This window comes from Nocardia sp. BMG111209, from assembly GCF_000381925.1.
Lineage (GTDB): Bacteria > Actinomycetota > Actinomycetes > Mycobacteriales > Mycobacteriaceae > Nocardia.
On the sequence record NZ_KB907307.1, the window covers coordinates 3726353 to 3751903 of the forward strand.

Annotated in this window: 23 protein-coding genes; 9 read left to right on the forward strand and 14 right to left on the reverse strand. The window is 67.8% G+C overall.

Annotated features, from left to right (window positions below):
• Positions 1–27: 27 nt before the first annotated feature.
• The 3 genes from G361_RS0117160 to G361_RS0117170 form a co-directional block, all read right to left on the reverse strand.
• Positions 28–1185, reverse strand: coding sequence for an acyl-CoA dehydrogenase family protein (locus G361_RS0117160; RefSeq protein WP_019928332.1), 1158 nt, complete (start codon positions 1183–1185; stop codon positions 28–30).
• Between the two features lie 128 nt (positions 1186–1313).
• Positions 1314–2072 carry a 3-oxoacyl-ACP reductase FabG gene (gene fabG, locus G361_RS0117165; RefSeq protein ID WP_019928333.1) on the reverse strand — a complete coding sequence of 253 codons (759 nt, stop codon included), beginning with the start codon at positions 2070–2072 and terminating at the stop codon, positions 1314–1316.
• Positions 2073–2089: 17 nt separating this feature from the next.
• Positions 2090–3241 carry an acyl-CoA dehydrogenase family protein gene (locus tag G361_RS0117170; protein WP_019928334.1) on the reverse strand — a complete coding sequence of 384 codons (1152 nt, stop codon included), beginning with the start codon at positions 3239–3241 and terminating at the stop codon, positions 2090–2092.
• 130 nt (positions 3242–3371) lie between these two features.
• Between G361_RS0117170 and G361_RS0117175 the strand changes: the two genes are divergently transcribed.
• Positions 3372–4028 carry a TetR/AcrR family transcriptional regulator gene (locus G361_RS0117175; protein WP_019928335.1) on the forward strand — a complete coding sequence of 219 codons (657 nt, stop codon included), beginning with the start codon at positions 3372–3374 and terminating at the stop codon, positions 4026–4028.
• 14 nt (positions 4029–4042) lie between these two features.
• Here G361_RS0117175 and G361_RS0117180 read toward each other — a convergent pair whose 3' ends face one another.
• From G361_RS0117180 to cysD, 5 genes are all read right to left on the reverse strand, one after another.
• Positions 4043–5176, reverse strand: coding sequence for a sulfotransferase (locus G361_RS0117180; RefSeq protein ID WP_026343145.1), 1134 nt, complete (start codon positions 5174–5176; stop codon positions 4043–4045).
• Positions 5177–5185: 9 nt separating this feature from the next.
• Complete coding sequence (locus G361_RS0117185; RefSeq protein ID WP_036495165.1) at positions 5186–5953, reverse strand: SDR family oxidoreductase; 768 nt, start codon at positions 5951–5953, stop codon at positions 5186–5188.
• Positions 5954–5958: 5 nt separating this feature from the next.
• Positions 5959–7179, reverse strand: a complete 1221-nt coding sequence (locus G361_RS0117190; protein ID WP_019928338.1) for a hypothetical protein — start codon at positions 7177–7179, stop codon at positions 5959–5961.
• A 150-nt stretch (positions 7180–7329) separates the two neighbouring features.
• Complete coding sequence (cysC, locus tag G361_RS0117195) at positions 7330–9246, reverse strand: adenylyl-sulfate kinase (protein WP_019928339.1); 1917 nt, start codon at positions 9244–9246, stop codon at positions 7330–7332.
• A complete protein-coding gene (cysD, locus tag G361_RS0117200) occupies positions 9246–10151 on the reverse strand; it encodes a sulfate adenylyltransferase subunit CysD (RefSeq protein ID WP_036495166.1) in 906 nt (301 codons plus the stop codon). The genes cysC and cysD overlap by 1 nt, the downstream gene beginning before the upstream one ends.
• 193 nt (positions 10152–10344) lie before the next feature.
• Here cysD and G361_RS0117205 point away from each other — a divergent pair, with 193 nt between their 5' ends.
• From G361_RS0117205 to G361_RS0117220, 4 genes are all read left to right on the forward strand, one after another.
• Positions 10345–11160: an IclR family transcriptional regulator gene (locus tag G361_RS0117205; protein ID WP_231386898.1), complete on the forward strand. Its 816-nt coding sequence runs from the start codon at positions 10345–10347 to the stop codon at positions 11158–11160.
• A 336-nt stretch (positions 11161–11496) separates the two neighbouring features.
• Complete coding sequence (locus tag G361_RS0117210; RefSeq protein WP_155981478.1) at positions 11497–11922, forward strand: hypothetical protein; 426 nt, start codon at positions 11497–11499, stop codon at positions 11920–11922.
• The gene (locus G361_RS0117215) at positions 11906–12403 is read left to right on the forward strand and encodes a helix-turn-helix domain-containing protein (RefSeq protein ID WP_019928343.1); all 498 of its coding nucleotides are present in this window, start codon (positions 11906–11908) and stop codon (positions 12401–12403) included. Before G361_RS0117210 ends, G361_RS0117215 begins: the two co-directional genes overlap by 17 nt.
• Complete coding sequence (locus G361_RS0117220) at positions 12400–12834, forward strand: DUF6941 family protein (RefSeq protein WP_019928344.1); 435 nt, start codon at positions 12400–12402, stop codon at positions 12832–12834. The genes G361_RS0117215 and G361_RS0117220 overlap by 4 nt, the downstream gene beginning before the upstream one ends.
• A gap of 101 nt (positions 12835–12935) precedes the next feature.
• Here the strand turns inward: G361_RS0117220 and G361_RS0117225 are convergent, their stop codons facing one another.
• Positions 12936–13700, reverse strand: coding sequence for an SDR family oxidoreductase (locus G361_RS0117225; RefSeq protein WP_019928345.1), 765 nt, complete (start codon positions 13698–13700; stop codon positions 12936–12938).
• Between the two features lie 288 nt (positions 13701–13988).
• Here G361_RS0117225 and G361_RS0117230 point away from each other — a divergent pair, with 288 nt between their 5' ends.
• The gene (locus G361_RS0117230; RefSeq protein ID WP_019928346.1) at positions 13989–15275 is read left to right on the forward strand and encodes an FAD-binding oxidoreductase; all 1287 of its coding nucleotides are present in this window, start codon (positions 13989–13991) and stop codon (positions 15273–15275) included.
• A 70-nt stretch (positions 15276–15345) separates the two neighbouring features.
• Here the strand turns inward: G361_RS0117230 and G361_RS0117235 are convergent, their stop codons facing one another.
• The 4 genes from G361_RS0117235 to G361_RS0117250 all read right to left on the reverse strand — a co-directional run bounded on the left by G361_RS0117235 (position 15346) and on the right by G361_RS0117250 (position 17747).
• Entirely contained in the window at positions 15346–15591 is a 246-nt protein-coding gene (locus G361_RS0117235) for a hypothetical protein (protein ID WP_019928347.1), read from the reverse strand.
• 190 nt (positions 15592–15781) lie between these two features.
• Positions 15782–16216 carry a PaaI family thioesterase gene (locus tag G361_RS0117240; protein ID WP_019928348.1) on the reverse strand — a complete coding sequence of 145 codons (435 nt, stop codon included), beginning with the start codon at positions 16214–16216 and terminating at the stop codon, positions 15782–15784.
• An 87-nt stretch (positions 16217–16303) separates the two neighbouring features.
• Positions 16304–16720 carry a cytochrome c oxidase subunit 4 gene (locus G361_RS0117245; RefSeq protein WP_019928349.1) on the reverse strand — a complete coding sequence of 139 codons (417 nt, stop codon included), beginning with the start codon at positions 16718–16720 and terminating at the stop codon, positions 16304–16306.
• A 28-nt stretch (positions 16721–16748) separates the two neighbouring features.
• Positions 16749–17747: a cytochrome c oxidase subunit II gene (locus G361_RS0117250; protein WP_019928350.1), complete on the reverse strand. Its 999-nt coding sequence runs from the start codon at positions 17745–17747 to the stop codon at positions 16749–16751.
• 629 nt (positions 17748–18376) lie between these two features.
• On the opposite strand from G361_RS0117250, the gene asnB reads away from it, so the two are divergent.
• The 3 genes from asnB to G361_RS0117265 all read left to right on the forward strand — a co-directional run bounded on the left by asnB (position 18377) and on the right by G361_RS0117265 (position 24172).
• On the forward strand, positions 18377–20302 hold the full coding sequence (gene asnB / locus G361_RS0117255; RefSeq protein WP_019928351.1) for an asparagine synthase (glutamine-hydrolyzing): 1926 nt from the start codon (positions 18377–18379) through the stop codon (positions 20300–20302).
• Positions 20303–20824: 522 nt separating this feature from the next.
• On the forward strand, positions 20825–22426 hold the full coding sequence (locus G361_RS0117260) for a fibronectin type III domain-containing protein (protein WP_019928352.1): 1602 nt from the start codon (positions 20825–20827) through the stop codon (positions 22424–22426).
• 168 nt (positions 22427–22594) lie between these two features.
• Positions 22595–24172, forward strand: a complete 1578-nt coding sequence (locus G361_RS0117265; RefSeq protein WP_019928353.1) for a hypothetical protein — start codon at positions 22595–22597, stop codon at positions 24170–24172.
• 126 nt (positions 24173–24298) lie between these two features.
• Here the strand turns inward: G361_RS0117265 and G361_RS0117270 are convergent, their stop codons facing one another.
• Positions 24299–25048: an adenosylcobinamide-GDP ribazoletransferase gene (locus G361_RS0117270; RefSeq protein WP_019928354.1), complete on the reverse strand. Its 750-nt coding sequence runs from the start codon at positions 25046–25048 to the stop codon at positions 24299–24301.
• Between the last annotated feature and the right edge of the window lie 503 nt (positions 25049–25551).

Genomic DNA, 25551 nt, shown 5'->3' on the forward strand with positions numbered 1-25551 from the left:
TATTCCTCCCTACCAGGCGAATTCGCCCTACAGGCCCATATCCTTGGCGATGATCGTCTTCATGATCTCGTTGGTGCCACCGTAGATCCGGTTCACCCGATTGTCGGCGTACAGGCGCGCGATCGGATATTCGTTGATGAATCCGTAGCCGCCGTGCAGCTGCAGGCAGCGGTCGATCACGCGCGCGGCGACCTCCGTGCAGAACAGCTTCGCCGAGGCCGCGTCGGCCGCGGTCAGGGTGCCCGCGTCGAGCGCCTCGATCGCGCGATCGGAGACCGCCTCGGCGGCGTCGACCTCGGCCTGGCAGGCGGCCAGCTCGAACTTGGTGTTCTGGAAGCTCGCCACCGGCTTGCCGAACACGTTGCGCTGCTGGGTGTATTCCTTGGCGAACCGGATCGCGGCCACGGCCTGCGCGTACGCGCCGACGGCGATGGACAGCCGCTCCTGCGGCAGGTTCTGGCCCAGGTAGGAGAAGCCCCGGTGCTCCTCGCCGAGCAGATCCTCGACCGGCACCCGCACATCGGTGAACGACAGTTCGGCGGTGTCGGAGGTCCGCAGGCCGAGCTTGTCCAGCTTGCGGCCGACGGTGTACCCCGCGGACTTCGTGTCCACGACCAGCAGCGAGATGCCGTAGCGGCGATCCTCCCCACGCGGCGCGGCGGTCCGTGCGCAGACGATCACCCGGTCGGCGTGCACGCCACCGGTGATGAACGTCTTCGCGCCGTTGAGCACGTAGTGGGTGCCGTCCTCGGACAACTTCGCGGTGGTCTTCATCCCGGCCAGATCGGAACCGGTACCGGGCTCGGTCATCGCGATCGCGAACATGGTCTCGCCGGAGATGAAGCCGGGGAACCAGCGCTGCTTCTGCTCCTCGCCGGCGAGCTTCTTCAGATACGGCAGGCACAGCCCGACGTGTACGCCGGAGCCGCCGAGCGACACACCCGCGCGATGCACCTCCTCGACGAGGACGGCCTCGAACTTGAACGATTCGATGCCCGCGCCGCCGAACTCCTCCGGCACCTCGATACCGAAGATGCCCAGCTCACCGAGCTTGAAATAGAACTCGCGGGGCACGAGGCCGGCGGCGTACCACTCGTCGTGATACGGCACGACCTCGGACTCGAGGAACGAGCGGACGGTCTTGCGGAAGGCTTCGTGATCGTCGTTGTAGAGGGTGCGTTGCACGGATGACTCCTGGATGAATCGGTACTGCGCGGCGACGGGGTCGCCAGGGGAACAGGGCGGCGGACGGTCGCCGCGGGAAGCGGGCACCGTCGCCGTGGGATCTCGGAGACGGTGCCGCGCAACGGGATTCAGAGCTTGCGGCCACCGTCGACGTAGAGCGTCTGGCCGGTCACGAAGGACGCCTCGTCGGACACCAGGAAGGCGACGACATTGGCGATGTCCGCGGGCTGCCCGACCCGCCGGACCGGGGTGACCGCCGCGGCCCGCTCGGCCATCTGCTCGAGCGTGACACCCACCCGAGCGGCGGTGGCGGCGGTCATCTCGGTGACGATGAAGCCCGGCGCGATCGCGTTGACATTGATCCCGTACGGGCCCAATTCGATGGCGAGCGTACGGGTGAAGCCCTGGATACCGGCCTTGGCGGCCGAGTAGTTGGCCTGCCCGCGAGCGCCGAGGGCGGACACGCTGGAGGTGTTGACGATCTTGCCGTACTTCTGCTCGACCAGGTATTTCTGCACGGCCTTGCTGCACAGGAACGCGCCGCGCAGGTGCACCGACATCACGGTGTCCCAGTCGTCGACCGACATCTTGAACAGCAGGTTGTCGCGGATGACACCGGCGTTGTTCACCAGGATGTCCACCGAACCCAGTTCGGCGACAACCTGTTCCACGGCCGCGGTCACCCGCTGCTCGTCGGTCACGTCGATCGCCACCGGGATCGCGGTGCCACCGGCGGCGACGATCCGGTCCGCGGTCTCGCGGCAGGCCTGCTCGTCGAGGTCGGCGACGGCCACGGCGATACCGTCGGCGGCCAGCCGGGCCGCGGTGCCGGCGCCGATGCCGCGGGCCGCTCCGGTGACGAGGGCTACCTTGCGCTTGTCGGTCATGATTCTCCTGGAAGGGTTCAGACGAAGGCGTTCACGCCGGTGAGGGCGCGGCCGATGAGCAGTTTCTGGATCTGGGCGGTGCCCTCGTAGAGCGTCAGCACTCGCGCGTCGCGCACATACTTCGAGACCGGATACTCGTCGACGAAGCCGTAGCCGCCGAACACCTCGAGCGCCTTGTTGGTCGACTTCACCGCGCATTCGCCGGCGAACAGCTTGGCCATCGAGGCCTCGGTGCCGAACGGCCGGCCGCGATCGACCAGGTCGGCGACCCGCCACACCAGCAGCCGGGCCGCGTCGACCTCCACCGCGATATCGGCGAGGATCTCCTGAATCAGCTGGTAGGAGGCGATCGGCTTGCCGAACTGGACGCGCTCGGTGGAGTAGCGGACGGCGGCCTCCAGCGCGGCGCGGGCCACGCCGACGCAACCGGCGGCGACCCCCATCCGGCCCTTGTCCAGCGCCGCCATCGCGATCCGGAAGCCCTGCCCCTCGTCGCCGAGGCGCAACGCGTCGGGCACCCGGACCCGGTCGAAGTGCAGCTCGGCGGTCCGCTGACCGCGCAGGCCGAGCTTCCCGTGGATCTCGGTGCGGGTGAATCCGGGCAGGTCGGTGGGTACGAGGAAGGCGGTGATGCCCTTCGGCCCCGGCCCGCCGGTGCGGGCGAAGACGAGCGCGACCTCGGCCCAGGTGCCGTTGGTGATGAAGATCTTGGTGCCGGACAGCAGCCAGTCGTCGCCGTCGCGCACGGCCTTGGTGGTCAGATTGCCGGCGTCGGAGCCCACACCCGGTTCGGTCAGCGCGAAACAGCCCAGCGCCTCCCCCGCGCACAGCCGCGGCAGGAACCGGTTCTGCTGGGCCGCGGTGCCGTACGTCTTGATCGTCTTCGCGACCAGCCCCAGCGATACCGAGACGATGCCGCGCACCGAACTGTCGCCGCGGCCGAGCTCCTCGAGCAGCACGCAGTAGGCCAGAGCGTCGCCGCCGGAGCCGCCGAATTCCTCCGGGATCTCGATGCCGAGGAAGCCCATGGTGCCGAGTGCGCCGACGATCGCCGGGTCGACGGATTCCGCCCGATCCCAGTCCGCGGCGTGCGGCACGACGTGTGTGTCGACCCAGTCGCGGGCGACATCGCGCAGCTGCCGATGGTCGTCGCCGAGCTCGAGGTCCATGTCCGGAATCTCCTAACCAAACGTTGTTAGGTTACTGCTGCACGATATCCTAACAACGTTCGTTTATTCAAGATCCGCGGGTGGTCGGTGATAGGTTCGACGTTCGTTCAACCTGTGGAGGAGGTGCACCATGGCCAGGCCCCGCGTGCCGTTGCTCAGTCGCGAACGCATTCGCGACGCGGCACTGGAGTTGATCGATCGGGACGGTCTGCCGGAGCTGTCCATGCGCAAACTCGCCACCGAGTTGGGTGTGTCGGCGGCCTCGCTGTACGGGCACTATCCGACCAAGGACGATCTGCTCGGCGATATCGCCCGCGACGTGATCGAACGGGTGGACACCTCGGCCTTCGAGACCACGCCCTGGCAGCAGGGGCTCACCGCGTGGGCCCGCTCGTACTGGTCGGCGCTGGTCGCGCACCCGAATTTCGTGCCGTATCTCGCCACCGGGCCGGGCCGCAGCGACGCCGGGCTGCGGATGGCCGACGCGGTGCACGGCGGGCTGGTGCGGGCCGGCTGGCCGCCGCGCGACGCCACCATGATCGGCGCCTCGACCCGCTATCTGGTGCTGGGCTCGACGATCGGCTCGTTCTCCCGCGGCTTCGTCGACGACGTACAGGTGTACCGGGATCGCTACCCGCATCTGGAGCAGGCGCATCTGCTGCGGGCCAAGGCCGACGAAATCGACTCGCAGAGTTTCGAATTGGCGTTGCAGGCGTTCGTGGACGGACTTCGGGTGCGGTACACGCTGATTCAGGACCGGCGGGCCGCACGGCGCCGCCGGTCCTGAACCACCCGGCCGGGTCAGCCCGGGAAGAACTCCTTCACCTGCGCCTCGCTCAGACCGTAATCGGCCAGCGTGTAGCGGTGGTCCGGCTTGCGGTCACCGGTGCGGCTCGCCGCGTCCAGCGCCGACATCGCGGCGCGGGCGGGCTCGGTGAACTCCAGGCCGAAGCTGCGGTAGATCCGCTCCACCGTGCCCAGCGGATCCGAACGCAGCTCCGCGAAGTCGACGTCGATGAACTGCGCCGGATCGTAACGACCACGCGCGGAGGTGAATTCGCGCAACCCGCGCGACCACAGCTCCAACTGGGTCTCCCCGATACAGGCCCCGGTGAAGGTGTTCGACCAGCCGCGCGCGGCATGGTCGGACAGACTGCACGAGGAGGCCATCGCGATCACCGGATCCCGATGGGTCTGCACGATCAGCGCATCCGGATAGGTCGCCATCAGCGCGTCGAGGGCGAACATGTGGCTGGGGTTCTTCAGGATCCAGCGCCGGGTGTCGTGCAGGCCGATCAGTTGCAGGTTCTTCCGGTGCCGCACATAGGCATTCGTCCAGTCCTGGCGTTGCAGCCACTGCGAATAGGTCGGCAGATACGCGAGGCTCTCGTACGCCACCGATTTCACCGTCTGCCGCAACAACTGCCAGCATTCCTCGACATCGGCGGCGCTGATGTAGTGCACGCCCATGAATTCCGGATTCTCCACATGATGCTGGGCGAAGCCGGCCTCCAGCTGCTGATACACCGGATTGTCCGCCCAGGTCTCCCGGGGCGGACGGGGCTGCGGGAATTCCGACAGCCACAGCTCCAGGGCCTGATGCCGCGGATCGGCGGCCAGCAGCCGATGCAGCGCGGTGGTGCCGGTGCGCGGCAGGCCGGTCACGAAGATCGGCCGCTGGATCGGGGTGTCCGCATAACTCGGATTCGCCTGCCAGGCAGCCTCGCTCAGCGCCCGGGCCACCAGCGCACCCCGCAGGAAGTAGCGATTCATCTTGCTGCCGAGTTCGGTGAGATCGGCATCGCGGCGATAGGACTCGAGCAGCACACCGAGCGCCTCGGTGTAGTCGTCGGGCCCGAAATCCTGCAGGCCACACATCTTCGTGGCCGAGAAGTGCAGATCCTCGACGGTGCCGACATCGGTACGGGGGGCCATGTTCACTCCTCAGACGTGGTACTCGCCGCAGTTGACGTCGAGGGTCTGGCCGGTGATCGCGCTGGCCCAGTCGGAGGCGAGAAAGACCACGGCACGGGCGATCTCGTCCGGTTCGGGTAGCCGCTTGAGATCGGACCGGCTCGCGGTCTGCTCGTAGACCTGTTCGGCGGTGATGCCGTACTTCTTCGCCACCTCGGCGAAGTACCACTTCAACTGGTCGTCCCAGATGTAGCCGGGCGCGACGCTGTTGATCCGGATCCCCTTGCCGCCCAACTCCGTTGCCAGCGTCTGCGACATCGCCAGCAGCGCCGCCTTGGACAGCTTGTAGCTGCCGTAACGCGGTTCCGAATGGCGCAGCACCATCGAATTGATCATGACCACCGCACCGCGGCTCTCGGCCAGCGCCGGGGTGAACGCCTTGGTCATGCGCAGCCCGCCGAGCACGGTCAGATCGAGACTGTCCCGGATCTGCTGGAAGTCGGTGCGCTCCAGCGGTTTCATCGACGGCACCGCGAACGCGTTGTTCACCAGCGCGTCGACCCGGCCGAAACTGTCGACGGCGCGGTCCACCAGATTGGCCACCGCGGCGTCGTCGGTGATGTCGGTCGGCACCACCAGCGTCTGCGCCGGGGCCAGCTCCGCGGCCACGTCCCGCAGCCGCGATTCGGTGCGGGCCGCCAGCACGACCTTCGCCCCGGCCTCCGCCGCCGCCCGGCACACCGAGCGGCCGAGTCCCGGCCCGACCCCACTGACGACGACCACCTTGTCGTCCAACATCGCCTTCACGCGAGCATCCTTTCCGCGAATCCCCGCTGCCGCTGCGCGATCCGCGCCCGCCAGCCGGCCTCGTCGATTCGATTGGTGTCGTGGAACGGCAACTGCGCCGCCACCTCGTCGATCGGCACCAGCGCGATCGTCGGCCCCTCCGCCGGCCCGATCGGCCGGTGTGTGCGCTGCCAGCGGAACTGCATGATGCCGCGGCGGCGCCCCGTGGTCTCCACCCAGTTGGCGATGCCGGGATTGCGCGCCGAGATCACCAGCCGGATCATCCCGTCCGGATCCACCTGCGCCTGCGTACTGTTCAGGCTGGTCTGGTGGTTGACGTAGTCCAGCGAGATGTACCAGCGGCTGCCCAGCTGGAAACCCTGATACGGCACATCCGATTTCGGCACCGTGACCACCAGCGCCTGATCCTCCGCCAGATCGAAGTGACCGACCGAGGAGTACTGGGTGGCCAGTCCGCCCGGCGTCAGCCGGGGTTGGGTGAGCGTGTTCACCGGCAGGTCCAGGTAGAACCACTTCGGGAAGTTGAACCAGGTGTGGATGCGCTGCACCAGCATCCGGCCCGCCACCTTGTACCGCTTGCGCAGCACCGCCAGATCGGGTTCGACCGGCGCGGTGCCGACGGTGTCGACCCGCTCGATCCGAATCGTCCCCTTGCGCTCGGCATTCCAATCGCCGTACACCTCGCGCACCGCCAGCATCGAGGAGCCCTCGCCGAGTACGAAGTAGTTCGGCCCCGGATCCTCCTTGGGCGGGCCGAATCTCAGCCGATAGCTGCCGTCCGCGTCGATCTCGAGCCGCCGATCGTCGAAGGCGTCGTCCCCACCGGGCACATTCGCCGCGGTGTAGTCACCCTTGAGCACCTGGAAGCTGAGATCCACTGTGCTGCCCCGAGTCCCGGTCAGCAGATACTCCGCACCGGGCTCGATATCGGCGTGGTAGTAGAGCGTATCCGGGTTGTCCAGAGCCATTTTCGTGGTCGGCCCGGTCGAGGCGACGAACGACGGATGGCTGGTGCCGTGCACCCGGGCCAGCTGCACGCAGGCCGCGATACTGCCGGCCAGATAGTCGTAGCCCTCGGCCAGATCGTGTTCATCGGTGATGAAATCCGCTGCGGCGACCAGCTTCTCGGCCTCGGCGACCGCGGCGAGGAACGGCTCGGTCAACGGCGGGTCGGGTGGGGCGAGAGCCTCCCGGGTGTCGGTTACGGGTTGTTCCATGAATTGTCCTCCTGCACTGGATGGAACGATGGTCGATGCGAGTAGGGCTGCTGTGATCGCCGTCGACCACGGATCGCCGGGATGACCACGAGGTGGCGCCACCACGGACAGCCGCGCTGCTGTGACCGCGCGGCGGCGCCACCGCCGTGCCTAGAGTCGCAACCGGTCGCGGATCCGCGCGGCGATCAGGGCGGGATCACCGTCGTCGGGGGTGACGATCAGTTCCGGGTTCTCGGGCCGTTCGTAGGGCGAGTCGATGCCGGTGAAGTCTCGCACTTCCCCGGCGCGAGCGCGGGCATACAGCCCCTTCGGATCCCGGCTCTCGCACACTCGCAGCGGAGTGTCGACGAATACCTCGCCGAACGGTAATCCCTTGTCCGCGTGCACCTGCCGCGCCTGGTCCCGCTGCGCCGCGAACGGACTGATCAGCGAGACGATCGCGACCACACCGGCATCCGCGAACAGCGACGCCACCTCGGCGACCCGGCGGATGTTCTCCCGCCGATCGTCGTCGCCGAACCCGAGATCCGCGTTCAGCCCGTGCCGCAGATTGTCCCCGTCCAGCAGATAGGCCGGACGGCCCGCGGCCACCAACTGCCGCTCCAATTCCACCGCGATGGTGGACTTCCCGGACGCCGACAGCCCGGTGAGCCACACGGTCGCCCCGGCATGCGGCCGGTCCTCCCGGCCGACCGCCGACCCGTGCCACACCACCTCGGCGGGCCGCTCGTGGCGCACCCCGGTGTCGCGGGCCAGGATCATGCCCGCCGCGACCGTCTGATCGGTCGCCTCGTCGATCAGGATGAAACTGCCCGTGCGCCGATTGTCCCGGTACGCGTCGAACAGCAACGGCTGCCGCGCATGCAGGCTCAGCCGCGCAATATCGTTGAGCGCCAGGCTTTCCGCACCCTCGACCCGATGCAGGGTGTTGACGTCGAGCCGATAGTCCAGCCCGGTCACCTGCACCCGAGTCGTCTGTCCCGCGGTGCGGACGGCGTATTCGCCGCCGACGCGCAGCACGGTCGAATCGGAGAACCAGCACACCATCGCGTCCAGATCGCGATCGAGATGCGGCCGGTTCCCCGGCCGCGCGATCATGTCACCGCGGCCGACATCGATATCGTCGTCGAGGGTCAGCGCGATCGCCATATCGGTGAACGCCTCCGTCACCGGCGCACCGCCCGGTCCCCAGATCCGCGACACCCGGGTGCTGCGCCCGGACGGCAGTACCACCACCTCGTCGCCCGGCTTGAAGATCCCGCCCGACACCGTGCCCGCATAACTGCGTTGCGCCACAACATCGTTCGCGAGCGCCTCGGCAGTCCCCGTCACATTCCCACCCGGCACCGACCCATCCGGCGGCCCCGCCACCGCGTGCCGAATCACATACTGCACCGGCAACCGGGCATCGATCAGATTGCGATCGGAGGCGATGTGCACATCCTCGAGATGCCGCAGCAGGGGAGCCCCCGCGAACCACGGCATATGCGCCGAGGCCTCGACCACATTGTCACCCAGCAGCGCCGAGACCGGCACGAAGCCGAGATCGCCCACGGTCAACTTGGCCGCGAAATCCGCGAATTCCGAACGAATCTCGCCGAACCGCGCCTCCGACCACCCCACCAGGTCCATCTTGTTCACGCACACCACCAGATGCGGCACCCCGAGCAACGAGGCGAGAAAGGCGTGCCGCCGAGTCTGCTCCACCACCCCCTTGCGCGCGTCGATCAGGATCAACGCCAGATCCGCGGTGGAGGCCCCGGTCACCATGTTCCGGGTGTACTGCACATGCCCCGGCGTATCGGCGATGACGAATTTCCTTCGCGGCGTGGCGAAGTACCGATACGCCACGTCGATGGTGATGCCCTGCTCCCGCTCCGCGCGCAACCCGTCGGTCACCAGCGCCAGATCCGTGGCCGAGTCACCACGCTGGGCACTGGCCCGCTCGATGGCCGCCAGCGTATCGGTGAACAGATTCTTCGAGTCGTACAACAGCCGCCCGATCAGCGTCGACTTCCCGTCGTCGACACTGCCGGCGGTGGCCAGCCGTAACAGATTGCGGCTCATCAGAAGTAGCCCTCCCGCTTGCGATCCTCCATGCCGGAGTCCGAGATTCGGTCGTCGGCGCGGGTGGCCCCGCGCTCGGTCAGCCGGGTGACCGCGATCTCGGCGATCACCTCGGCCGGATCGGCGGCGGTGCTCTCGACACAGCCGGTGCAGGTGGCGTCGCCGACCGTGCGGAACCGCACTGTCTCCTCCCGGATCACCTCGTCCGGCTCCGATGTCAGGAACCGGTTGACCGCCAACAGCATTCCGTCCCGCTCGAACACCGCGCGCCGGTGCGCGTAATACAACGAGGGCAGTTCGACACCCGCCCGTTCGATGTACTCCCAGATGTCGAGCTCGGTCCAGTTCGACAACGGGAACACCCGAATGTGCTCTCCCGCACGATGTCTGCCGTTGTAGAGGTTCCAGATCTCCGGCCGCTGTGCCCGGGGCTCCCAGGCTCCGTACGCATCCCGGAAACTGAACACCCGCTCCTTGGCCCGAGCCTTCTCCTCGTCCCGCCGGGCCCCGCCGAACACCGCGTCGAACCGCCCCTCCCCGATGGCCCGCAGCAAAGTGGTGGTCTGCAACCGATTCCGAGTCTCCCCGGGGCGTTCCACCGCCCGCCCCGCATCGATATCGTCCTGCACCCGGGCCACCAGCAACCGAGCCCCCAGCCGCGCCGCGGTCCGATCCCGGAACTCGATCACCTCGTCGAAGTTGTGCCCGGTGTCGACGTGCAGCAACGAGAAGGGCAGCGGCGCAGGCCAGAACGCCCGGACCGCCAATTCCAGCATCACCGCCGAATCCTTACCGCCGGAGAACAACAGCACCGGCCGCTCGAAGGTCGCCGCGACCTCCCGGAAGATGTGCACCGATTCGGCCTCGAGGGCCGCCAGATGCGACAGCTCGTATCCCGTCCGCATCACTGTCCCGCCCGCGTCATCCGTCACCACCCCGCGTCCCGAGGGCCTTATGGATTGTGGTGTCGAATATTCGACGCTATCGTTCGATATTGTGACACCGACGATAGGCCCGACCGGGCACGCCGGTCAAGAACCTGTTCTAGAAATACCCCCCGCAACCGTCCCCTCCCCGCCCACCCACCGAGTGGTACAGGTGATCGACCTGCTGTCCCGCCACCCCACCGACCATCTCTCGCTGGCCCGGATAGTCCGCGACACCGACCTGTCCCGTGCCACCGCCCACGCCGTCCTGACCCAGCTCACCGCCGACGGCTGGACCACCCGCGACCCCGACGGCAACTACAGCCTCGGCCTCGGCCTCCTGACGGTCGCCCGCCGCGCCGAGCACGCCTTCCCACTGCGCCGCCTGGCCCGCACCCCCCTGCGAGAACTGTCCGCGCACAACGACATTCCGGTCTTCCTCGCCGAACGCGACGACGACGCCATCATGATCACCGAAGTGGTCGGCACCCCACCCCTCCCCTGGATCCGCCAGGGCCGCCGCCTCCCCTACGCCCCACCCGTGGCCCGCGAATTCGTCGCCTGGGCACCGGATTCCGAACGCCGCGCCTGGCTGGCCGCCGCCGACCCCGCCCAATCCGCCCGCCTGGCCGCGGTCCTGACCGAAGTCCGCACCCGCGGCTACTCCGTCGAACGCCTGGCCGACGAAGCCACCCCCATGCTGGAAGCCCTTGCCGCCCTACGCAATTCCCCGGTAACCGACCCCCTCCGCCACCGCCTCGGCGCCCTGATAGCCGACCTGATCACCATCGACTACCTCCCCCACGAACTGGGCGAGGAAAACGCGGTGGTAACGGTAGCCGCCCCCATCTTCCACGCCGGCACCGTCACCGCCGCCGTCGTCACCTGCCCCGACACCCGCCTCACCGCCGAAGCCCTGGCCACCCTCGGCACCACCACCGCCACCACCGCCGCCACCATCACCGCCGCCCTGACCCCACCCCGATGACCCCACCACCAGCCCTGATATCACCGCATCGGAGTTGTCGGACGCGGGGAGTACTGTCCCGCACGAATACCGATCCGTGGCGCTCCGGAGGCGGCGCAAGCCGCTCAGCGCCAACTGGACCTGGGCCGATGTCGATATCGCCCTGATTTCCGGCGGGACGAGGTCGGGGAGATCGTGCGGGCAGAGCGGGTCGGGTTGGTCATACCGTGTGCGATGATCGGGGTGGGTTTAGCTTTGACTAAAGATCGGATCGAGCGAGAACTCGTGTGCGAGGGTGACTGGTACCGCATCTCGTATGCGGTCCGTAAGGACGGAACTCCGGCACCCTCCAGAGAGGTGATGTCCTACCTCGAGGAGGGCACGTGGACGGAAGGGGAGTTCGCCAACATGCATGCCGACGAGCAGGTCGATGCCTATGCTCGACTCCTGCACACCATGCAGTACTTCGCCGACAACGGTGAGGGTGACCGGTACGAGACGATGAACGGTCTCGGAAGCGGCATCTTCGAGTTCAAGGCACGCTCTGCCCGGCTCGCTTTCTACGACACACCCGGGGATGGCACTCACGAGCCGAAGCGGACGTACGCCGACCTGGAGAACTCGGCGCATCCCTCCAGCCCGACCTGGCACATTCCCGATCTGGATCAGGAGATCCGATTGTGCAACGGGTGGCCGAAGAAGAGCAGGCAAGCAGTTCCCAGCGATATCGCCTTCGCCCGGCAAGTTCGTTCGGAGGATCTGAGCCATGACCGACGACGCTGATACCGAATACGAGCGGTTCGCGAAGACACCGCAGGGGGCCGTCCGGCTGGCCGCAGCCGACGCCACCTCGAAAGTGTGGCGAATTCTGCGACTGCTCGGCACGAACACCGGGCGGAAGCAGAACCACATCGCGGACCTCCTCGGCGTCACCGAGGGACGTGTGTCGCAGGTACTCAACGGCGACGGCAACCTGACCGTAGCCGCGCTGGCGAAATATGCTCGCGCGTACGGCTATACCGTCAACTTCGTCCTGACTCCGGCAGAGCCGGGTGTACCGGAACTCCCGAACGAACCAGCGCGGCGCCGTCCTCCTCCCGCCTCGGCGGTCGAGCCCACGCAGACCGCAGCCGTTCGCCACGCAAGGAACTGGGCTGTCCATTGGAACCAGTCCACGCTCGCACTGCACTACCGGGATTTGACCGAACCGCAGCAATCCAAGAACACCGGCGCCGTTCCAGCGAAGATCTGGAGAATGCGATGACCTTCAGTGTGTTGCTACTGGCCGACCACGCTGCCGTTTCCGACGGCGCCCTCTACATCAACGGCGGCGGAATCAACCTGCTCGGTAAAGACTCGTTCCCGGCACCACTCGAGGCCATGCTCGCCGCAGCGATCGATGTACCGGTCGATCGGTTCGGCACCCCTATCCGATTCACCGTAACCGTCAGCGCCGACGACGAGGGGCAGGACGAGATCGCGCATGTCGATGGCGAATTCGTCGCCGGCTTCAAACCGGGGATCGATCTGCCACCACATCCGGCCTCGAATCCGTTCGTGATCGACTTGCGGCTGTTGGCGATACCGAAGGCCGGGAACTATGTCATCAAGGCACAGACGGGCGATGCAGAGCAGAGGCTGTATTTCAGCGTCGTCCATGCATCCGTCGGCCCGATCGGCGACGAACCTGAATAAAGGCAGGTTCGGCACACCCGCCGGAGCAGCACCGGCCGTATTCGAAACCAGTACGAACAACGAAAGCCCCAGGAGCCGAGGCGACTTTCGGCACCGGCGCGTCAGCGCAAGGGATAGGCCGTGGCCGGGTCGGTGGCGACGTATTGGGCCCAGGTCTGGGTGCCGTCGGTGTGGTCCGGGCAGGTGTTGTAGCCCGCGCGGAAGCCGCGGGCGATGGCGCCGGGGAGGCGCAGAGGTAATGCCCGGCGGGGACCGCCGTGGCGGGCGCGCCACACCTCCGCCATCTCGGCGAGGGTCAGTACCTCCGGGCCACCGAAATCCTCACGGCGCCACAGCGGACGGCCCTCGATCAGGTCGGCGACGCGGACCGCGACATCCTCCGCCGCCACCGTCTGGAATCGGAAATCCCCCGGTAGTGGCGCCACAGGTAGTCGCCGCACATGGTGCAGCAGTGCGGCGATCAGGTCGTGGAACTGGGTGGCGCGCAGAATCGTGTGTGGCAGCAGGCTGCCCGCGATGATGTCCTCACAGGCCAGTTTTCGCTGGTAGTACCGGAACGGGATCCGGTCGATGCCGACGATGGACACGTACAGCAGATGCGATACGTCGCCGAGTTCGGCCAGCAGATTCCGGGTCTGCATCGGATCGGGCTTGCCGAACTGCCGGAAATCCGAGGCCGCGTGCACGATCAGATCCACGCCCGCGGCGGCCGCGCGCACCCCCGCCCCGGTCGTCAGGTCGCCGACGTGGGTACCCGCGCCGGCCCGGCGCGACAACACCCGGACGTCGTGACCACGCACCCGCAACCGGGTGACGATGTGCTGACCCAGGACACCGGTACCACCGGTAACCAGAACCGTTGCCATAGATGTATGCCTACCCGCACACGCTCGCACCCACAAGCATCCCCACGGTCACCCCACCATCAACGGCCGCCCGAACGTCGAGGCCCGCCCCGGGCCTGGACCGACGGAGGCGGGGGAGCGAAGCGGAGGAGCCGGAGGAGGGAAGGCCCGGGGTCACGAGGGCCTCGACCGCCGAAGCGAAGCGAAGGCCGAAAATACAGCCCTCGACAGCCGAAGCGAAGCGGAGGCCATGAACGAGGCCATGAACACAGAGGCGGAATGACCCCTCATGTGGTTAGCTGTGGGGTCATGAGCACGACGTTGGCCGCCACCCCTCCTGCGGAGTACGTACCTCGCGATACCGCGGATGTCGTTCGCACGGTTCGCGATTCACGGCCGCAACCGCTGACCATCCGGGGCGGCGAACGCGGCAGCGAACATGAGGACCGTCCGGTCGCTCCGGATCGGCGCGTCGTGCTCTCGCTGCGCCGGATGAACCGGGTGCAGGCCGTCGACGCCGATGCCCGGCTGGTCCGGGTGCAGGCCGGCGCCCGGCTGTCCGATATCGACCGCACCCTCGGCGCGCACGGCCTCGGCCTGCCGGTCGTCGGCGACCACCGGGAGATCACCGCCGGTGGATTCGCCGCGGTGGGCGGGCTCTCGGCGGCGTCGCATCGGTACGGCATGTTCAGCGACAACGTCGTCTCGCTCGAATATGTCGATCCCGAGGGACGTTTCGGCACCTGCGGGCGCACCCACCACGCCGAGCGGTTCCATCGCATTCTCGGCAGCGCCGGGCGGGCGGGCATCATCACGGCGCTGACGCTGGAGGCCGTCGAGGTCGACAAGGATCGCACCTGGCTCACCTCCGACGCGCACCGCTTCCTGGACTTCGACACCTTCGTCGAACACTCGCTGGCCGAGATCAACCGGCCCGGTGACACCCTGCTCCAGGTGGGCCGCTGGGTCGACACCGCGCCGCTGCGGGTGGCCCGGCCGGTCGGCAGCGGGCAGTTGCAGCTGGGCACGGTCCGCTTCGGCCAGTGGTCGAGCCTGCACCCGGCCACCGCCACCCCCTCGCTGCGCGCCCGCCGCGAGCTCGGCGCCCGCGCACGCAAGGGCCTCGGCGCGATCGCCTCGCACGCCAGCGGCCGCGCCGCCATGCCGGTCCGGCACGCCGCCGCCGGCGCGCTCATGTTCTCCCCCAAGGTGCTGACGCTGCGCGACGCGGAATACCTCGCCGACACCGTGATCAGCTCCTCCGGCGAGCGCGGCCCGGCCTACCGCGTCGCCGTGTTCGCGCCGCTGTCGAGCTACCACTCGGTGTTCCACCGGCTGCACGATCTGCTCACCGAGCGCCGCGAGCACGCCGACTGCTTCACCGTCATCTCGGCGCAGACCTACGGGGTGCGGTCGCCGTATCTGCACGAGCAGGTCGGCGAGGACCACGGCTACATCAGCTTCACCTGCCGGCTGCGTCCGCCGAGCAACTACCCGGGCAAGCGCGGCACCCCCGAACTGCTGCACGACATCGACGCCGCCGTCGACGACATCTGCGCCTCCGAGCGCGGCCAGCGGTACCACATCCCGGACTGACTCGGAACGACCGATGGGGTGGCGCCGCGGTGCGGTGCCACCCCATTCGTCGATGCGCGACGTGTGTCCGCTAGTTCGGCGGAACGCACACGCCCGGAAAACAACTGGGGCCGTCACCGCTGCCCGACGAGCCGGTGCCCGCGACGTCACGTACGCCGGGGGCGGGTGAGCCCGCATCGGCCGCGGGTGCCACCGCAACCGCCGGATCGGTGTCGGCGATCAGTGGGATCGGAGCGGCGGTGGCCGGCGGGGCCGCGAGCCCGGAGAAGATCGCGGCGGCCAGCAGCCCGCCTCCCGCTGTGGTGCAAATTCGCATGTCCTGCACTTTCTTTCGATTCCTTCGACTCCCCGGAATTCAACTGTCACCGGCGTGGCGGGACAAGGCCGCAATCCTGCTGCCCCGGCAGTCCGGGGCATCCGATGCCGAGGGGCCGCGCGGCTGATATCGGTCGGGATGCTCCGGTCACGTCCGCCAGATTCGCGGAAAATAGTTGCGGCGGAACCGATCAGGCGGACGGCACGGCCATCAGCGTGGCCTGCATCAGGGCGACCGGGCGGGTGTCCTCGGCTCCGGCCGTGACCTCGGCGGTGCAGACGGTGAGGGTGCGACCGGATCGCACGACCGTCGCCGTCGCCAGAAACCGCTGCCCCACAGCCGGACTCATGAGATTGACCTTGAATTCGACGGTGAGGATGTCCCGATCGGGTGGTTGCAGCGACATGGCCGCGTAGCCGCACGCCGAATCGGCCAGCGTGGTGATGGCACCGGCGTGCACGAAACCGTTCTGCTGGCACAGATCTGCGCGGAACGGCAGCTCGAGCACGACCCGGCCCGGCGCCAGGCTCGCGATGCCGATCCCGAGGGTGGTGAGCAGCGTCTGGCGTCCGATACTGTCGCGCAGCCGTGCTTCCTGCGCAGGGCTCAGAGTGGTATCCGGCACTGCCGCAGCCTAACTCGGGCCGAGTGCCGCAACACGAAACCGCCCCCGGGAGCGTCTCCCGGGGGCGGTTCGATGCCTACGCGAAGATCAGTGCTTCTCCGGTCCGATGTGGTACTCGAACACCAGCCCGGCGGCGGCGGAGAGGATGCACACCACACCCAGTCCGATCAGCCAGAACTGGAAGAAGGCGAATCCGGTCGCGGTGATCGCGGCGGCGCCGGCGAGCAGGATGGGCCAGAACGAGCCGGGCGAGAAGAAGCCCAGATCACCCGCGCCGTCGACGATCTCCGCATCCTCGAAGTCCTCCGGGCGCAGGTCCAGGCGGCGGGCGACGAAGCGGAAGTAGGTGCCGACGATCAGGGTCAGGCCCGCCGTCAGCACGATCGCCGTGGTACCCGCCCATTCCACACCCGTGCGCGACTGGCCGGTGAAGAAGGCGTAGACGACCGCCACGATGATGAAGAACACCGTGAGCAGCTCGAAGATGCGTGCTTCGACCTTCATGTCAGATCACATTCCTCTTTGCTCTCGGTTACTTGCTCTCGGCCTGGCTGGCTTCCCGCGACGAGCGCGAGGTGTCGAACGGGTGCGTGGACACCGCGACCGGCGACTCCTTGATGGACGCCAGCGCCTCGGCGTTCGTCTTGCCGGCCTCACGGGCGGCGAGGTACTGCTGGAACTTCTCCGGCGACACGGCCCGGACCTCGAAGTTCATCATCGAGTGGAAGGTACCGCACATCTCCGCGCAGCGGCCGACGAAGGCTCCCTCCTTCTCGATCTTCGTGATCTGGAAGACGTTGTCGGAGTGGTTCTCCTTCGGGTTCGGCATCACGTCCCGCTTGAATAGGAACTCCGGCACCCAGAAGGAGTGCACGACGTCGGCGGAGGCGATCTGGAACTCGATGTTCTTACCGGTCGGCAGTACCAGCACCGGGATCTCCTGGCTGGAGCCCACCGTCTCTACCTTGTCGTAGTGCAGGTAGCTGATGTCCTGGGCGGGCAGGCCGTGGTCGGGGCCCGGCTGCGCGTGGCCGTTGGCCTTGCGCTCCTTGTACTCGTCGATGATCTCCTGGTTCAGGCCCTGCCGGGTGTTGTCCACCCCGTCGTAGACCTGGCCGTTGTCACCGACGACCTTCTGGTAGCCGAACTTCCAGTTCCATTGGAACGCGGTCACATCGACGACCACGTCCGGATTGGAGACCTTCTCGTGCACGTAGTTCTGCACGACCACGGTGAAGTAGAACAGGACCGCGATGATGACGAACGGGATCGCGGTGTACGTCAGTTCAAGCGGCACGTTGTAGCCGGTCTGCCGGGGGAACTCCGGGGAGGTCGCCTTCTTGCGGTGGAACGCGACGGTCCAGAAGGTCAGGCCCCACACCAGCACACCCATGGCCAGAGCGGCAATGACCGACCACGTCCACAGCTCGCGCATCTTCGTCGCCTGCGGGGTGATACCCGACGGCCAGCCGAATCGCAGCACGGGATTGTCGATCGAGCAGCCGGAGACGAGCATCACGGTGATCCCCATGGCCACCGCCAGCCCGGCCCGCCGAAGGATGCGACCCCGCCCCCGTGCGGGGCGCGCTCCTGTCGCTTCGCTCGCCTTGTGCGTCACGCTCAACGCCTTCCTGGTCGTCCATCCGACTCATGAGCCCGCCCGGATGGCCGGACGGCACATATTCAGCACGTTCGGGCCACTCCCGGGCTGTGCGCCCACGATGCTGCCGACCGCACGCAACGCACGACCGGCCGCTCGAGTTCCCGAGTACTACGCAGCGTAGACCAAACGAGGTGTGGCGTTGTGCCGGGGTCTGATTCGTGTCTGTGTTCATGGCCTCCGCGTTCATGGCCTTCGCTTCGCTTCGGCTGTCGAGGCCCTCGTGACCCCGGGGCTTCCCTCCTCCGGCTCCTCCGCTTCGCTCCCCCGCCTCCGTCGGTCCAGGCCCGGGGCGGGCCTGGACCTTCGGGCGGCCCCGTTCATGTCGGGCGGGCCCGTTCATGTCGGGCGGGCCCGTTGATGGTGGGGTGACCGCGCGGGGGTGGGTGGGGTGACCGTGTGGTGTAGATACTGCGTCGCGGGGGTGGGTACGGCATACTCTGAGACTGATTTCGCGTGTTCCCGACCGCCCCCGATACCGGAACGAGGTTCTCGACGCAGTGTGTGGACTGCTCGGCTTTCTGACCGCTGATGTAGCGACCGACGCGGTCGTCCAGCAGGTGTACGACGCGCTGCAGTGCGGTCGCCATCGGGGTCCCGATGAGCGCGGGACCTGGCACGACGAGAACATCATCCTCGGTTTCAACCGGTTGTCGATCATCGATATCGACAATTCCCATCAGCCGCTGTTCTGGGGGCCGGCGGACGAACCGGAGCGGTACGCGCTCGCGTTCAACGGGGAGATCTACAACTATCTCGAGCTGCGGCAGCAGCTCGCGGACGAGTTCGGGGCCGAGTTCCGCACCGAGGGTGACGGTGAGGCCATCGTCGCCGGATACCACTACTGGGGTTCCGAGGTCTTCGGGCGGCTGCGCGGCATGTTCGCCTTCGCCATCTGGGACACCCACACCCGGCAGCTGGTGCTGGCCCGGGATCGGTTCGGGATCAAACCGCTGTTCCTGGCCACCGGGCCGAACGGGACCGCGTACGCCAGCGAGAAGAAGAGCCTGCTGGAGCTGTTGCCGGCGCTGGGGCTGTCCGACCAACTGGACGTGCGGGCGCTCGAGCACTACACCGTGCTGCAATACGTGCCGGAACCGGAGTCGCTGCACCTGGACGTGCGGCGGCTGGAATCGGGTTGTCACGCGATCCTGACGCCGGGTGCGAAGCCGGAGATCACCCGGTACTTCGAGCCGACGTTCCGGGTGCGGGCGTTCCAGCCGGGCAGTGAGGCGAAGCGGTACCAGGAGATCACCGACGTGTTGTCGGACTCCGTCGCCAAGCACATGCGCGCGGATGTCACCGTCGGGGCCTTCCTCTCCGGCGGGATCGACTCCACCGCCACCGCGGCGCTGGCGATCCGGCACAACCCGAACCTGCTGACCTTCACCTCTGCCTTCGAGCGCGAGGGTTACTCCGAGGCCGACGTGGCCGCCGAGACCGCCGCGGCGATCGGCGCGAAGCACTACATCCGGACCGTCGGACCGGAGGAGTACGCCGCCGCGATTCCCGAGATCGTCTGGTACCTCGACGATCCGGTGGCCGATCCGGCGCTGGTGCCGCTGTACTTCGTCGCGAAGGAGGCGCGCAAGCACGTCAAGGTGGTGCTCTCCGGCGAGGGGGCCGACGAACTGTTCGGTGGATACACGATCTACCGGGAACCGTTGTCGCTCAAGCCGTTCGAATATCTGCCGGGACCGCTGCGCACACTGGCCGGCCGGTTGTCGGAGCGGATTCCCGACGGCACGCGCGGTAAGAGCCTGTTGCATCGCGGTTCGCTGCCGCTGGAGCAGCGCTACTACGGCAACGCCCGCAGCTTCAACGACGCCCAATTGCGTTCTGTACTGCGGGAATTCCGGCCCGAGTGGACCCATCAGGACGTGACCGCGCCGATCTACGCGCGCTCGCGCGGCTGGGATCCGGTGGCGCGGATGCAACATCTGGACCTGTTCACCTGGTTGCGCGGCGACATCCTGGTCAAGGCCGACAAGATGACCATGGCCAATTCGCTCGAACTGCGGGTGCCGTTCCTGGATCCCGAGGTTTTCGCGATCGCCGAACAGCTGCCGTACGAGCAGAAGATCACCAAGGAGACCACCAAATACGCGCTGCGCCGGGCGCTGGAAACCATCGTCCCGCCGCATGTCCTGCACCGGCCCAAACTCGGTTTCCCGGTCCCGCTGCGGCACTGGCTGCGCGGCCCGGAACTGTACGACTGGGCGGCCGTGCAGATCGCCGAATCGCAGACCGATCACCTGCTCGACAAGGCCGCGATCAAGGCGATGCTGGAGGCCCACCGCACCGGTCCCGTCGACCACAGCCGGCGGTTGTGGACGCTGCTGGTGTTCATGATCTGGCACGGCATCTTCGTCGAGGACCGGATCAAGCCGGACATCCAGGAGCCCGCGTACCCGGTGCGGCTGTAGCTACCCGACGGTGACCGGTATACCTCTGTCCGTACCGGTCACAGCACTTTCTCATCGTGATTCATTCATCGTTCGCCGCGTTGTGGTCGGGCGAGCACCCGGCGGGTGTTGGGTGTGGCCATGACCGAGGATCAGGTTCCCCCGCCCGCAGACGACAACGAGCCCGGCGCTGCGGGCGACGGCCCAGCTGAAGGCGGCGCGGAGAACAGCCCGGCTGAAGGCACCGCGGCAGGTGGCCCGGCGGAGAGCGCCGCGGCGAGCGGCCCGGCGCAGAACACCGCAGCGAGCGGCCCGACGCAGGAGGCCGCGGCAGGTGGCACAGCTGAAGGCGCCGCGGCAGGTGGCACAGCGGAGAACACTGCGGCGAGCGGCCCGACGGAGGACACCGCAGCGAGCGGCCCGACGGAGGAGGCCGCGGCGGGTGGCACAGCGGAAGAGGCCGCTGCGGGCACAGCGGCCGGTGGCCCGGCCGACCCCAAGGCTGGCGACCCGGCGGACGGTCCGGCCGACACCGCGCATCTCGTGAACCGGCGCTGGCTGTTCGGCGCGACGGCAGGTGCGGCGGTGGCCGGGCTCGCCGTGGGTGGCGGCGCGGTGGCGCTCACCTCCGGCGACTCCGGCTCGGGCACCGAGGCATGGCCGCGCGCGGCCACCCCGGTCGTCACCCCGGAACGGTCTGCGGCGCCGCGGGTTTCGGGCCTGCACCTGCAGTTCGGCGCGGACGCGGCGCGGGAGGCGGTGGTCTCCTGGCACACCTTCGGCTCGGTGAGCAAGCCCGTGGTCCGATTCGGCACCGCCGCAGACAATTTCGGCAGCAGCATCGACGCCGAGACCAGGACCTACCGGGATGCCAAGTCCGGCACCGAGGTCCAGGTCCACCACGCCAGGCTGACCGGCCTGACCCCGGACACCGACTACGTCTACTCCGCGGGCCACGACGGCGCCCCGCCCGAACTCGGCACCCTCCGCACCGCCCCCGCCGGCCGGGCGGCCTTCCGCTTCACCAGCTTCGGCGACCAGGGCACCCCGACTCTCGGCAAGATCTCCGCCGCACCGGTCATGAGCGCCACCGGCATCGCGGCCCCCACCTACGTCAACGACAACCTGGGTTCCCCGTTCGCGGGCGACGTCACCGCCGGAATCGAGCGCCTGGCACCACTTTTCAACCTCGTCAACGGCGACCTCTGCTACGCCAACCTCGCCAACGACCGGGTCCGCACCTGGAACGACTGGTGGGCCAACAACTCTCGTTCCGCCCGCTACCGCCCCTGGATGCCCTCCCCCGGCAACCACGAGAACGAGGCGGGCAACGGACCCATCGGTTACCAGGCCTTCCAGACCTATTTCACGCTGCCCGACAACGGTTCCGAGGACCTGACCAAGGGCCTCTGGTACGCCTTCACCGCGGGCGGCGTCCGCGTGATCGCCCTCGCCAACGACGACATCTGCTACCAGGACGGCGGCAACACCTACGTCCGCGGCTACTCCGCCGGCGCCCAGAAGCACTGGCTGGAAACCGAACTGGCGAAGGCCCGCGGCGACAAGGGCATCGACTGGATCGTCGTCACCATGCACCAGACGGCGATCTCGTCGGCCGACAAGTTCAACGGCGGCGACCGCGCCATCCGCGAGGAATGGCTGCCCCTGTTCGACAAATACCAGGTCGACCTGGTCCTGTGCGGTCACGAACACCACTACGAGCGCACCCACCCGCTGCGCGGCGTCCTCGGCACCGACACCCTCACCCCGAAACCCGCCGACACCAAGGCCGACGTCGTGGACACCACCAAGGGCACCGTCCACCTGGTCATCGGCGGCGGCGGCACCTCCCTCCCCTCCAACACCCTCTTCTTCCCCGGCCAACAGTGCCGCGTGATCACCTCGGTGGGCCCGACCGACTCCGCCACCGGCAAGAAGACCCCCGTCTACGTCATGGAACAGGCCCCCTGGTCCGCCGTCAAGGACGCCGAAAACCCGTACGGCTTCTGCTCTTTCGACGTAGACCCCGGCAAGCCCGGCGGCAACACCACCATCACCGGCACCTACTACGCCCTGACCGGCCCCACCAGCGAACTGAAGATCGTAGACAAATTCACCCTCACCCGCCCCCGCACAGACATCTGAACCACCCCGGAATACCCGCGACCGATTTCACTGGAGCTGAAACGGGTGGATATTCGCCCTGCTCACACCCGCTCGCTGCGACTCACGCCCCGGCCCGCCGAGCCCAGGTACCATCACGGCGGGCCGGGATCGGTCCTTCGGGTTCGACGGGTTTGAGCAGGGAGGGCCGTGAAGTTTTTCAACACCACCGGACCGTGCGATCCGCGGCGGCACTATATGTTGCCGGCGGCCCAGCGGATCACCGACGCCCGCGAATTCATCGACTACGGCCAGTATTTCGTGGTGCACGCACCACGGCAGACGGGTAAGACCACCAGCCTCATCGAGTTGGGTCGTGAACTGACCGCCGAAGGCAGTTACCTTGCGCTGCATTTCTCCTGCGAAGTCGCGGTGCCGTTCCAGGACGATTTCGTCGGAGCCGGTAAAGCAATCCTGAACCGGATCCGTACCGCGGCGGAGAATGCCGGCCTGCCGCCCGAGCAGTTGCCGCCGGATCCGTGGCCGGACACCACTCCGGGTACTGAAGTGGTCAACGGCCTGTCCGTCTGGGCGGCGCAGTGCCCGCTGCCGCTGGTGCTGTTCTTCGACGAGATCGATGCGATTCGCGGCAATTCCCTGGTCAGCGTGCTGCGGCAGTTGCGTGACGGCTACACCACCCAGCGTGGCAGATTCCCGCACGCGATCGTGCTCTGCGGAATGCGCGACGTCCGGGACTACAAGGCCGCTTCCGGCGGTGATCCCACTCGGCTCCAGTCGGCCAGCCCCTTCAACATCAAGGTCGAATCCATCCGGATCGGGGATTTCAGCCGAGCCGACGTTGCCGCCCTGTACGAGCAGCACACCACGGCCACGGGACAGCAATTCAGCACGCGTGCAACCGATCTCGCCTACTACTATTCCCAGGGCCAGCCCTGGCTGGTCAATGCACTCGCGCACGAGGTGATCCGCAAGATGCGTGTCACCGAAGCCGTCACCGACGATCACATCGATGAGGCGAAGGAGCGGCTGATCGTCGCCCGCGCAACGCATCTGGATTCCCTGGTGGACAAACTCTCCGAACCGCGCGTGCAGAAAGTCATCGAGCCACTGCTGGCCGGCACATTGCTGGACGTCGACCCCACCTTCAACGATGCCGTCGGCTACACCCGAGACCTCGGCCTGATCGCCGCCGGTAAGACGGTCAGGATCGCGAATCCCATTTACAACGAGGTGATCGTCCGAGTGCTCGGTGCAAGCATCGAGAACAACATCCTCGCCGAACCGTCCAGCTTCCGTTTGGCCGACGGTCGCCTCGACCTGCCGAAACTACTCGCCGAGTTCGTCTCGTTCTGGAAGCAGAACGGTGAAGTGCTCGTCGTCAAACAGGGCTACCACGAAGCAGCGGCACAACTGGTGATGATGGCGTTTCTCCATCGAATCGTGAACGGCGGCGGCTATATCGATCGCGAATACGGTCTCGGGTACCGTCGCATCGACCTGCTGATCCGGCAGCCCTACATCGGCACCGACGGCCAACGCGCCTGGCAACGCGAGGCTCTGGAATTGAAGGTGCGCCACGAGGGCGACGAGGACCCGCTCACCGAGGGACTCGGTCAACTGGATGCCTATCTGGACCGCCTGGATCTGGCGACCGGCGTCCTCGCGATCTTCGATCGACGAGCCTCCGCCCCGCCACTCCCCGGCCGAACCGCCTTCTCCGAAGCCACCAGCCCGGCCGGGCGCACCGTCACCGTGCTCCGAGCCTGATCCGTTTCGAGGCTGAAACCTGCACGGCGGCTGCGACTCTGCGGACACCGCCGGTCCCGCCGACGGCCGCCACGGACCGCACTCGGCGGACGGGGCTCAGCGTTCAGTCATCCGCATTCGCGCCGTCTAAGGGTGCAGCGAGAGGATCGCGGCCGCGGTGGTCACCGTGAGTTCGAGGGCGGCACCGAGGACGTCGCCGTTGAGGCCGCCGAACCGATGGGTGCAGTGGCGGACCAGCAGTGCGGCCAGCTCGAGTGCGGCCACTACCGCGACCGGGCCCAGCCACCATGTGCCCGGAACCGCGAAAACCGATGCGGCGAGGGCCGATACGATCCACGCCGCCGTGGTGAACACCGATTGGGTGCCGGCGACCAGGGCGCCGAATCCCGCGCCGGGAGCGGGCTCGGTCCCCATTCGGCAGGCCAGCACCACCGCAACCCGGCCCAGGGCGATCGCCAGCACGATCGCGAACCACCGTCCGGACCCGGCGAGTGAACCGAACGTCGCGGCCTGGATGCCGATGACGAAAACCAGGGCCGCCACCCCGAACGGTCCGGCGCCGCCGCTCTTCATGATCTCCCGGGCCCGTTCCGGCGGCCCGTAACTGCCGAGCCCGTCGAAGGTGTCCGCGAGGCCGTCCAGGTGCATCCCCCGGGTCGCCGCCGCCAGACCGGCCACCGCGAGCAGCCCGCCGAGCAGATCGCTGCCGCCCGCCGCCCCGACCGCCCACAGCACCACACCGGTCGCCAGACCCAGCAACACCCCCACGACCGGGGCCAGCGCGATCGCCCGCTTCGCACCCACCCGATCCACCGTGTCCGGTCCCCGCACCGGCAGCACGGTCAGCCACGACACCGCCAGTCGCAACCCGGTCACCGCGCACCACCTGCATCCCCGAGCGACAGTCGGTCGGCGTTGACCCTCGGCCGTACCGATACCGGGACAGCATCGAACAACCCGGCGCATGCGTCCGCGCTCGGGCCGATGACAGCGGTGCACGAGGTCACATGCAGACCGATGCCGACCGGCGGCGGCACGACAGCGCTGCGACCGGCCCGGGTGTGTAATCCGGCGGCCAGGACCACCTGAAGTCCACCCGCCTCGAAGGCAGCAGCCATGCACCACAGCGGGACGACAGCGCTGCGGCCGATCTGAGTGTGCGATCTGCCTGCTACAGCGACCGAAAGTCTGCGCCTCTCACGACCGGTACCCGCGCACGGCACCGGGGCAGCAGTACTGCGGCCGGTCGGGGCGTGTGATTCGCGGGCAACGACGGCCGGAAGTCCGCATCCCTCGAGACCGGCACCCGCGCGCGGTGGCGGGACGGCGGCACGACGGATCTGCATGCGCGAGAGGGCAATCGGAGGAACGCTGCCGGT

Coding starts and splice junctions, on each gene's coding strand:
- fabG (WP_019928333.1), bottom strand. CDS start 2,072: ATGACCGACAAGCGCAAGGTAGCCCTCGTCACCGGAGCGGCCCGCGGC.
- G361_RS0117170 (WP_019928334.1), bottom strand. CDS start 3,241: ATGGACCTCGAGCTCGGCGACGACCATCGGCAGCTGCGCGATGTCGCC.
- G361_RS0117175 (WP_019928335.1), top strand. CDS start 3,372: ATGGCCAGGCCCCGCGTGCCGTTGCTCAGTCGCGAACGCATTCGCGAC.
- G361_RS0117180 (WP_026343145.1), bottom strand. CDS start 5,176: ATGGCCCCCCGTACCGATGTCGGCACCGTCGAGGATCTGCACTTCTCG.
- G361_RS0117185 (WP_036495165.1), bottom strand. CDS start 5,953: ATGTTGGACGACAAGGTGGTCGTCGTCAGTGGGGTCGGGCCGGGACTC.
- G361_RS0117190 (WP_019928338.1), bottom strand. CDS start 7,179: ATGGAACAACCCGTAACCGACACCCGGGAGGCTCTCGCCCCACCCGAC.
- cysC (WP_019928339.1), bottom strand. CDS start 9,246: ATGAGCCGCAATCTGTTACGGCTGGCCACCGCCGGCAGTGTCGACGAC.
- cysD (WP_036495166.1), bottom strand. CDS start 10,151: ATGCGGACGGGATACGAGCTGTCGCATCTGGCGGCCCTCGAGGCCGAA.
- G361_RS0117215 (WP_019928343.1), top strand. CDS start 11,906: ATGACCGACGACGCTGATACCGAATACGAGCGGTTCGCGAAGACACCG.
- G361_RS0117220 (WP_019928344.1), top strand. CDS start 12,400: ATGACCTTCAGTGTGTTGCTACTGGCCGACCACGCTGCCGTTTCCGAC.
- G361_RS0117225 (WP_019928345.1), bottom strand. CDS start 13,700: ATGGCAACGGTTCTGGTTACCGGTGGTACCGGTGTCCTGGGTCAGCAC.
- G361_RS0117230 (WP_019928346.1), top strand. CDS start 13,989: ATGAGCACGACGTTGGCCGCCACCCCTCCTGCGGAGTACGTACCTCGC.
- G361_RS0117235 (WP_019928347.1), bottom strand. CDS start 15,591: ATGCGAATTTGCACCACAGCGGGAGGCGGGCTGCTGGCCGCCGCGATC.
- G361_RS0117245 (WP_019928349.1), bottom strand. CDS start 16,720: ATGAAGGTCGAAGCACGCATCTTCGAGCTGCTCACGGTGTTCTTCATC.
- G361_RS0117250 (WP_019928350.1), bottom strand. CDS start 17,747: ATGGGGATCACCGTGATGCTCGTCTCCGGCTGCTCGATCGACAATCCC.